We start from the raw sequence: 9,181 nt of genomic DNA, 5'->3' as shown, positions 1-9,181 counted from the left end.
GGCGGGGGCGTCCGCCGGACGTCAGGAGGACCGTGTCCGCCGGTGCCGCACCGGCGGGCGCACAGCCGGGCGCGGCCGGGGGCCGTGCCCGGCCGATGGGCCCGTACCGGCCAACAGACCGGTACGGCCGACGGGGGAGATCGATGGACATCCGAACGGGACAGAAAAGCGACCGAAAGAGCCACCAAAAGGGGGCCAAACCGGCAGAATCGTACTTAACTCATCGGACACAGAGCGTTTGTGATCACGCAACACCCGTGGGCCACAGTGGCCGTATGAGTGCTGACATGTCTGATGTGACACGCAGGAAACACGGCAGGCCGGTGCACCACTGGCGCCGGGACGTCATCGAGCTGGCCGCGCTGTTCACGGCGGTGGCGGTCGCGGACGCCGTGGCGAACCTCGTGGGCCACGGCCCGGACGGGCCCGAGCTGCTGCTCGTCTCGGCGGTCGTGCTGGTCGCCACGGCCGGGTTCCACACCTGGTGGGCACGGCGCCACACGCACGCGCCCCCCGGCCCGGGCGGAACCGATACCGGCCCCCGGCCCTCCGCCACGGAGGACCGGGGCGCCCCCGCACCGGACGGTGCCACCGCAGCGGGCGCCCGGACGGGCACCGCTGCCGCCCCGACGGCGCCCGAGGAGACGGCCCTGTGGCGCATGCGCACCACCGTGCGGGACGAGCCGGGCTCGCTCGCCGCGCTGTGCACGGCGCTCGCGCACGAGCGCGTCGACATCCTGAGCCTCCAGACGCACCCGCTGGGCGACGGCACGGTCGACGAGTTCCTGCTGCGGGCGCCCGCCGCGCTGCCCGCGGCGGACCTCACGCGGGCGGTCGCCCGGGCGGGCGGCTCCGGCACCTGGATCGAGCGGGCGGACGCGCACGACCTGGTGGACGCGCCCACGCGCATCCTCGGCCTCGCCACCCGCACGGCCCTGGACGCCGCCGAGCTGCCGCTCGCGCTGCGCCAGTTGCTCGGCCGGTGCACGATCCGCTCGCTGCCCGCCCGGCCCGCGCCGGAGGGGCACGGCTCCGCGGCGGGCGGCCCCGACGACATGGTGCCGGTCGAGGGCGCCTGGGAGGGCACCGTGCTGCGGCTGCGGGCCCCCGAGGGCGGGGTGATCACGATCGAGCGGCCCCATCTGCCCTTCACACCCACGGAGTTCGCCCGCGCGCGGGCACTGGTGGAGCTCGACGCCCGGCTCGGCCCGCGCGTGCCGCGCGGCCAGGACGTCCTCACGCTCGCCGAGGGCAGCGACATCACGGTCAGCCGCGCCGACGGCGCCGACCTCGACGCCGCGAAGGCCATGCACGAGCGCTGCTCCCCGCACACCTTGCGCATGCGCTACCACGGGCCGGTGGGCGACGCCGACCGCTACCTCAACCACCTGCTGAGCCCGCGCTTCGGCCGCACGCTCGCCGCCCGCACCGCCTCCGGCCGGGTCGTCGGCCTCGGCCACCTGCTGTGGGACGGCGACGAGACGGAGATCGCGCTGCTCGTCGAGGACGCGTGGCAGCGGCGCGGCATCGGCGGGGAGCTGCTCGCCCGCCTGGTGGCCATGGCGACCGAGGCGGGCTGCGACAGCGTCTACGCGGTGACGCAGTCCTCCAACACCGGCATGGTCGCGGCGATGCGCGGCCTCGCCCTGCCCCTCGACTTCCAGATCGAGGAGGGCACGCTGGTGATCACCGCCCGCCTCGACTCCACCGCTGTGCGCTCCTCGCTGCCGTACGACCGCCGCCCGTAGCGCGGGCGGCGTCGGGGCCGGGGCGGGACCCCGGCCCCGAGGGCGCCCCGCCCGGGGCCCCGGACGCCGGGCTCAGGCCGCCGCGTCCGGGGCCAGGCGGGAGGCGGCCATGTCCTTGGCACCGTGGCCCGCGGCGGCCGCCCGCTCGAACCGCCGGAGCCCGGCCGCCGTCACGTCCACCGGGACACCGGCGGCCCCCGCGGCCGCCACGACCAGGCGGGCGTCCTTGGCGGCGTTGGCCACGGAGAAGCTGGGGTCGTACGCGCCCGCCAGCATGGCGGCCGCCTTGGCGCGGAAGAACGGGCTGTCCAGCGGGCCGCCCGCGATCACGTCGACGACCAGCGCGGGGTCGACGCCGAGCCCCTCGGCCAGGGCGAGGCTCTCGGCGGCGCCATGGGTGAGGGCGAACACGTAGCTGTTCAGGGCGAGTTTGAGGCGGCTCGCGGCCCCGGGCTCCTGCGAGACCCACACCGTGCGGCTCCCGATCGCGTCGAAGACGGCTTGCGCCCGGTCCCGCCCGGCCGCGGGACCGGCCGCGAGGACGACGAGCTGCCCGTTCTCCGCGGGCTGCTTGGTGCCCTGCACCGGGGCGTCGTACAGCACGAGGCCGTGCCGTGCGGCGAGGTCCACGAGGTCGCCGACGGCGTCCGCCCCGACCGTGCTGAGCTGGATCCACACCGTGCCCGGCGCGAGGGCGGGCGCGGCGGCCTCCATCACCTCGCGCACCGCGGGCCCGTCCTTGAGGACGGTGACGACGACGTCGGCGCCCGCGACCGCCTCGGCCGGGGTGGCGTGCGCCACGACGCCGTCGGTCGTGGCCAGTTCCGCGGCCTTGGCGGGCGTGCGGTTCCACACGCTCACGGCGAACTCCGCTCGCAGGTTGCGCGCCACCGGGGCGCCGATGATGCCGGTGCCGAGCACGGCGACCTTTTTCTGTGCCATGGGTTTCCTTAAGGGAGAAGCAGCCGGTCTCCGGCCGCCGTTCTTGACCGAGCGTTCTGTTATGCGGGTATACGAGGGCCGGTACGACGACCGGTACGAGGTACGAGGTGCCGGTGAGCCACACACCCTCGGACCGGCGCGAGACTTCAGGCGTACGGGACGTCAGCCGAGGAGGGCCAGCGCCTGCTGCGCGGCGTCCCGCACCCGGGCCTCGCCGCCGGAGACCTTGCCGACCACGCGGATGCCCTGGAGCAGCACGAGCAGCATGCGGGCCAGGGCGCGCGGGTCGCGGTCGGCGGCCAGCTCCCCCTGCGCCCGCGCCCGGGTGAGCGCGGAGCACAGCAGCGTTTCGAGCCGCTCCCAGTTCCGCTCCACCCTGCGGTCGGCGTCCGCGTCGTGCGGGGCCAGCTCCGCCGCGGTGTTGGTGACGAAGCAGCCGGTGCGCCGGGTGTCGCCCGTGACGGCCTCGTGCGCGAAGCGGCGGACGACGGCGCGCACCCCGGGCAGGGCGGGGCCGGGCCGGGAGAGCTCGTCGAGCAGCGGCGGCTCGCTGTGCTCGGTGTACCGGTCCAGGGCCTTCAGGTACAGCTCGCGCTTGTTCCCGAAGGTGGCGTAGATGCTGGCGCGGCCGATGCCCAGGTGCGCGACGAGGTCCGCCATGGACGTGGCCTCGTACCCGCGGCTCCAGAACAGTTCGAGCGCCGCACCGAGCGCCGCGTCCGGGTCGAATTCCTTGGTCCTGGCCATGGGGCAGACGCTAGTCCGAACCGGAACGATCAGTCAAGAAAGCGAGGGGTGGTACCGGTGCGGCCGGGTCCTGGCGGGCACGCGCCCGTGACGCGCGCCCCGGTCTCGTATCAGGATGTCCGCATGTCAGACACGAAGATCCCCAGCACCGTCGCGGGTTCCGGCCCGCTCCCCCGTGAGGTCGCCGACGCCTTCGTCGACGAGCTCGTGGCCCTCGACCCCGTCACCGGTACCTACCTCGGCGTCAAGGAGAGCCACAGCAAGCTGCCCGACCTCTCCCCGGCGGGCCACGCGGCGCGGGCCGACCTCCTGCGCGCCACCCTCGCGCGGCTCGACGAGGCGGAGGCGCGGCCCGGCGCGGACGCCCCGATCGAGCGCCGCTGCGGGCGGCTGCTGCGGGAGCGCCTGACGGCGGAGCTCGCCGTGCACGAGGCCGACGAGCACCTGCGGACCGTCGGCAACCTGGGGACGCCGCCGCACGAGGTGCGGGAGATCTTCACGGTGACGCCCGCCGACACCGAGGAGGACTGGGCGGCGATCGCCGAGCGGCTGCGCGCGGTCCCCGCCGCGTACGAGGGGTACCGCGCCTCGCTCGCGCTCGGCCTGGAGCGGGGCCTGCCGGCCGCGCCGCGGCCGACGGCGACGTTCGTCGGGCAGCTCACGGAGTGGGCGGGCCCCGCCGGCGGGCCGGGCTGGTTCGAGGAGTTCGCGGCGGACGGGCCCGCGGCGCTGCGCGGCGACCTGGAGGCGGCGGCGAAGGCGGCGACCGGCGCGGTGGTGGCGCTGCGCGACTGGATGCGGGACGTGTACGCGCCGGCGGTCGCGGACGCGCCCGACACGGTGGGCCGCGAGCGCTACGCCGTCATGTCCCGCTACTTCAACGGCACGGACCTGGACCTGGACGAGGCGTACGCCTACGGCTGGGCGGAGTACCACCGGCTGCTGGGCGAGATGCGCGCCGAGGCGGAGAAGATCCTGCCGGGCGCGGCCACGCCGTGGGTGGCGCTGGCGCACCTCGACGAGCACGGCACGCACATCGACGGCGTGGACGAGGTCCGGGAGTGGCTCCAGGAGCTGATGGACGAGGCCATCGGGGCGCTGGACGGCACGCACTTCGAACTGGCCGAGCGGGTCCGCAGGGTGGAGTCCCGCATCGCCCCGCCCGGCGGCGCCGCGGCCCCGTACTACACGCCCCCGTCGGAGGACTTCTCGCGGCCCGGCCGGACCTGGCTGCCGACGATGGGCCAGACCCGCTTCCCGGTGTACGACCTGGTGTCCACCTGGTACCACGAGGGCGTGCCGGGCCACCACCTGCAGCTCGCGCAGTGGGCGCACGTCGCCGAGGACCTGTCGCGGTACCAGGCGACGGTCGGCATCGTCAGCGCCAACGCGGAGGGCTGGGCGCTGTACGCGGAGCGCCTCATGGACGAGCTGGGCTTCCTCACCGACCCGGAGCGGCGCCTCGGCTACCTGGACGCGCAGATGATGCGGGCCCTGCGCGTCATCGTCGACATCGGCATGCACCTGGAGCTGGATATCCCGGCGGACAGCGACTTCCACCCGGGCGAGCGCTGGACGCCCGCGCTGGCGCAGGAGTTCTACGACGCGCACTGCAGCCGCCCCGCGGACTTCGTCGAGAGCGAGATGACGCGCTACCTGACGATCCCCGGCCAGGCCATCGGCTACAAGCTCGGGGAGCGCGCCTGGCTGCTCGGCCGGGAGAACGCCCGCCGCCGCCACGGCGCCGCCTTCGACGCGAAGGCCTGGCACATGGCGGCGCTCTCCCAGGGCTCCCTCGGCCTGGACGACCTGGTGGACGAACTGTCGGCCCTCTGAGCCACCCCCGCCGCACGGCGGCTTCCGGGGTCACCGCCGGAAGCCGCCCTCGGAGCCGATCACTTGGCCGGTGATCCTTCCCCCTGCGGCGTGGTCCCGCGGGTAGTTCCAGCCCGTCCGGCGTTTGAGGACGAGCGCGCCGGCGCGAAAAGGCGGCCACCCCCGCCGGGGCATCGGGCCGCGCGCCGCCCGGTCAGCAGCCGCAGTCCGCCGCGTCGGCCGGGGCCGTCAGGGGGTCGGCCTCGGCGCGTGCCGGGCCCTCCCAGGTCTCGTACGCGAAGCCCTCGCGGACCCAGTACTCGAAGCCACCAAGCATCTCCTTGACCTGGAAGCCGCGTTCGGCGAGGGCGAGGGCGGCGCGGGTGGCGCCGTTGCAGCCGGGGCCCCAGCAGTAGGTGACGACGGGGACGCTCCTGTCGAGGAGGGTCTCGGCCTGCTCGGGGATCAGCGCGGTGGGCAGGTGGACGGCGCCGGGGACGTGGCCCTGGTCCCAGGACGCGGTGGAGCGGGAGTCGAGGACGACGAAGCCGGGGTCCCCGTCGGCGGCGAGCGCGGTGGCGACGTCCGACACGTCAGCGTGGAAGGCGAGGCTCGCGGCGAAGTGGGCGGCGGCCGCGGCGGGGGACGCCGGAGGCACGCGGAGGACCGGGTTGACGGGGGCCGGGGAGCCGGTGGCCGGGGTGCCGGACGCGCGCTGGGTGGTGATCGTGTTCATGGCTGGAAATTTACGGGCGGGGAACGCGGCGCTGAACCCGTGATTCCCGGCGTACCTCTTGATCGGCCGGTGTTTTCCCTGTTTCCTCTCGGACATGACCGGTTATTCCACGGACGCCACCGACTGGCGCATCCTCGACGTCCTCCAGCGCGACGGCCGGGCCAGCTACGCCGAGCTGGCGCGTGCCGTCTCGATGTCCGCGAGCGCGGTCACCGAGCGCGTGCGCCGCCTGGAGGAGGCGGGCGTGATCCAGCGGTACGCGGCCGTGGTCGATCCCGAGCGGCTCGGCCTGCCGATCCTCGCCTTCGTCCGGCTGCGGTACCCCAACGGCAACTACAAGCCCTTCCACGACCTGGTCGACGCGACGCCCGAGATCCTGGAGGCGCACCACGTCACGGGGGACGACTGCTTCGTCATCAAGGTCGCCGCGCGGTCGATGCGGCACCTGGAGGAGGTCTCCGGCAAGATCGGCGCGCTCGGGTCCGTCACGACGAGCATCGTCTACTCCTCCCCGCTGCCCGGGCGCCCGCTCGGCCGCTGAACTGCCGCTCGGGACGCGCCCCGGTCCCCTGCGGCCCCGCGGCGCGGAGGTGCTGACCGTCCGGTTCCCGTACGGTCTCACGCCCCGGGCCGCTTGACCGCCCGCCCCACGAGCAGCGTCTCCACGGCCGCGACGTCGAGCGCCCCGACCTCACGGGTCAGGAAGGCGTACAGCGCGGGCAGGTCCGGCAGCCACACCGCGACGTGCAGGTTGGCGCGGCCGGTGGTGGCGAGCGCGCCGTGCACCGCGGGGTGGGCCGCCAGCGTCCGCCCCACGGCGTCGAGGCGGCCGGGCGCGACCCGCATCAGCAGGTTGGCGTCGACGGGGAGGCCGAGGCGGCGCGCGTCGACGTGGACGTGCGTGCGCAGCAGGCCGCAGGCGCGCAGGTCCGCCAGGCGGCGGCGCACGGTGGACTCCGGGTGACCGGTGGCACGCGCCACGGCGGCGGCCGGCGCGCGGCCGTCCTCGGCCAGGGCGGCGAGCAGGGCCCGGTCGGTAGCGTCGCCCCGGTCCGCCTGCGCTCCGGGGTCGGCGAAGTCGGGGGTGAGGGCGCCGCGTTCGGCGGCGGTCAGGACGTCGTGGCGCCAGTCCTGGGCGCCCTTGAAGACGTGCAGCACGGTCTGGGCGTCGACGGACGTCACCGCGTTCGTCGCCGGGAGCTGCCGGTGCAGGAGGCGGTGCGGGGCCGCGGTGTCGGCCAGGAGGATCGCGCTGATCTCGTCGCCGCCCGCGGACAGGTCCACGAACGGTACGTCCTCGCGCTCGGCGAGCGCCTTGGCGATCATCTCGGTCCGGCCGCGCAGCACCTTGATCCGCAAGGTCATCCCGGCGGGCGGCACCGGTTGCGCCGGCAGGCCGACGACGCGCACCGTCCCGTCGCCGAGGAGCGCCGCCCAGCGGCGGTGCACCACGCGCGGGCTGAGGCCGAGCACCTCGGCGGCGCGGTCGGCGGCCAGCCGCCCGTCGCACTGGAGGGCCGCGACCAGCCGCTGATCGCGCTCGTCGAGGACGTCTTCGCTCGTTTCTCCGGCCATGGGGGCAAGTTTCGCTCATCCGCGCGCGCTTGAGGGCCGTCGGCGCCCGGGGCCCGGTGATCGTGGACGTACGCCACACCGGCGCCCCCTCGGACAGGTACGCGCAGACAGATGCGCGGACAGGTGCCTGTTCCGGCTGTCACCCACCCAGGAGGCCTCGATGTCCCCTACACCCACCTACGCCCCGCCAGTCACGTCGCTTCCGCGGCTCCTCACCGCCATGACCGCCGCCGCGCAGGAGGCCGGTGCGCTCGTCGCCGGACTGCCACGCTCCGGAACCGGCCGGACGGTGGCCGAGCTGCGGGCCGCGTTCGACGCGGTCGACGGCCCTGCCACCGCCGTCCTGCGGGACCGGCTGGCCGCGCTGGTGCCGGACGCCGTCTGGGCCGACGAGTTGGAGACCGAGGTTCCGGCCACCGGCCGGGCCTGGGTGGCGGACGCCGTCGACGGCGCCGTGCAGTACCTGCTCGGCCTGCCGCACTGGTGCGTGAGCATCGCCCTGGTCGAGGACGGGGAGCCGGTGGCGGCGGTCCTGCACTCCGCGGTGCTGGGCGAGACGTACACGGCGGCGCGCGGCCTGGGCGCCCGGTGCGACGGCGTCCCGCTCGCGACCCCGGCCGGCGCGGAGCTGGGCGCCGCCGTGGTGGCGACCAGCCAGCCGCCGTTCGCCGCCGAGCAGCCCGACGCGGTGGCGCGGGCGGGGCGCGCGCTGAGCGCGGTGGTCCCGGCGGTGACCGCCGTACGGAACCTCGGGCCGGTGTCGTGGCAGGTCGCGGATGTCGCGGCAGGCCGGCTGCACGCGTTCTGGCTGTGCGGGCGCGACGACGCGAACCTGCTGGCGGGGGCGCTCGTGGCCCGCGAGGCGGGGGCGCTGGTCACCGATCTGGACGGCCGGGCGTGGCGCGCGGGCGCGGACGGCTTCCTCGTGGCGGAGGGGGCGTTGCACGCGGGGCTGCTGGGAGTGCTGTGCGCGGGGTAGGCGGGGCGCCGGTGGCCAGGGGCGCCCCTGGGGCCGGGCGCCGCCGGGACGGAACCCCGCGCGGGGTCAGACCCCGCTCCGCTGGCGCACCACCGAGCCCTCCCGGCCCTTCACGACCTCCAGTTGCGCGTGCACCCGGCGGCGCAGGTCCGGGACGTGGCTGACGATGCCCACGCTGCGGTCCCGCTCGCGCAGGGCGTCGAGGACGTCGAGGACCTCGTCGAGGGTCTGGTCGTCCAGGGTGCCGAAGCCCTCGTCGATGAAGAGGGTGTCGAGGCGGACGCCGCCCGCCTCGTCCGTGACGACGTCGGCGAGGCCGAGGGCGAGCGCGAGGGACGCGAAGAACGTCTCGCCGCCGGAGAGCGTCGCGGTGTCGCGCTCGCGGCCCGTCCACGCGTCCACGACGTGCAGGCCGAGGCCCGAACGGCCGCGCCCGGTGCGGTCGTCGGAGTGGACGAGGGTGTAGCGCCCGGAGGACATGCGGCGCAGCCGGGCGGTGGCCGCCGCCGCGACCTGTTCGAGCCGGGCGGCCAGGACGTAGGACTCCAGGCGCATCTTGCGTTCGTTGTCGGCGGCGGTGCCCGCGGCGAGCGCGGCGAGGCGGGCCAGGCGGTCGTGCTCCTCGCGCAGCGGCGCGAG

9 protein-coding genes are annotated in these 9,181 nt (G+C 75.6%); 4 read left to right on the top strand and 5 right to left on the bottom strand.

Annotated elements, in window-relative coordinates:
• Positions 1–287 precede the first annotated feature (287 nt).
• Entirely contained in the window at positions 288–1,748 is a 1,461-nt protein-coding gene (locus IE330_RS36490; protein ID WP_229926181.1) for a GNAT family N-acetyltransferase, read from the top strand.
• A 72-nt stretch (positions 1,749–1,820) separates the two neighbouring features.
• Here IE330_RS36490 and IE330_RS36485 read toward each other — a convergent pair whose 3' ends face one another.
• Both IE330_RS36485 and IE330_RS36480 read right to left on the bottom strand, forming a co-directional pair.
• Positions 1,821–2,690: an NAD(P)-dependent oxidoreductase gene (locus IE330_RS36485; RefSeq protein WP_229926180.1), complete on the bottom strand. Its 870-nt coding sequence runs from the start codon at positions 2,688–2,690 to the stop codon at positions 1,821–1,823.
• A 162-nt stretch (positions 2,691–2,852) separates the two neighbouring features.
• Complete coding sequence (locus tag IE330_RS36480) at positions 2,853–3,437, bottom strand: TetR/AcrR family transcriptional regulator (protein ID WP_190140479.1); 585 nt, start codon at positions 3,435–3,437, stop codon at positions 2,853–2,855.
• A 123-nt stretch (positions 3,438–3,560) separates the two neighbouring features.
• Between IE330_RS36480 and IE330_RS36475 the strand changes: the two genes are divergently transcribed.
• The gene (locus IE330_RS36475; protein WP_190140478.1) at positions 3,561–5,273 is read left to right on the top strand and encodes a DUF885 domain-containing protein; all 1,713 of its coding nucleotides are present in this window, start codon (positions 3,561–3,563) and stop codon (positions 5,271–5,273) included.
• Between the two features lie 193 nt (positions 5,274–5,466).
• On the opposite strand, the gene IE330_RS36470 is transcribed toward IE330_RS36475, so the two are convergent.
• The gene (locus IE330_RS36470; protein WP_190140477.1) at positions 5,467–5,988 is read right to left on the bottom strand and encodes a rhodanese-like domain-containing protein; all 522 of its coding nucleotides are present in this window, start codon (positions 5,986–5,988) and stop codon (positions 5,467–5,469) included.
• 94 nt (positions 5,989–6,082) lie between these two features.
• On the opposite strand from IE330_RS36470, the gene IE330_RS36465 reads away from it, so the two are divergent.
• The gene (locus tag IE330_RS36465) at positions 6,083–6,529 is read left to right on the top strand and encodes an Lrp/AsnC family transcriptional regulator (RefSeq protein WP_190140476.1); all 447 of its coding nucleotides are present in this window, start codon (positions 6,083–6,085) and stop codon (positions 6,527–6,529) included.
• Positions 6,530–6,606: 77 nt separating this feature from the next.
• On the opposite strand, the gene IE330_RS36460 is transcribed toward IE330_RS36465, so the two are convergent.
• The gene (locus IE330_RS36460; protein WP_190140475.1) at positions 6,607–7,563 is read right to left on the bottom strand and encodes an Lrp/AsnC family transcriptional regulator; all 957 of its coding nucleotides are present in this window, start codon (positions 7,561–7,563) and stop codon (positions 6,607–6,609) included.
• Between the two features lie 160 nt (positions 7,564–7,723).
• Between IE330_RS36460 and IE330_RS36455 the strand changes: the two genes are divergently transcribed.
• Positions 7,724–8,542, top strand: a complete 819-nt coding sequence (locus IE330_RS36455; RefSeq protein WP_229926179.1) for an inositol monophosphatase family protein — start codon at positions 7,724–7,726, stop codon at positions 8,540–8,542.
• Positions 8,543–8,608: 66 nt separating this feature from the next.
• Here IE330_RS36455 and IE330_RS36450 read toward each other — a convergent pair.
• Positions 8,609–9,181: SbcC/MukB-like Walker B domain-containing protein (locus tag IE330_RS36450; RefSeq protein WP_268257390.1), on the bottom strand; the 573-nt coding region annotated here is incomplete at its 5' end.

It is taken from the genome of Streptomyces longispororuber, from assembly GCF_014656095.1.
Classification (GTDB): Bacteria; Actinomycetota; Actinomycetes; order Streptomycetales; family Streptomycetaceae; genus Streptomyces; species Streptomyces longispororuber.
This window is presented reverse-complemented; position numbering and strand designations above follow the sequence as displayed.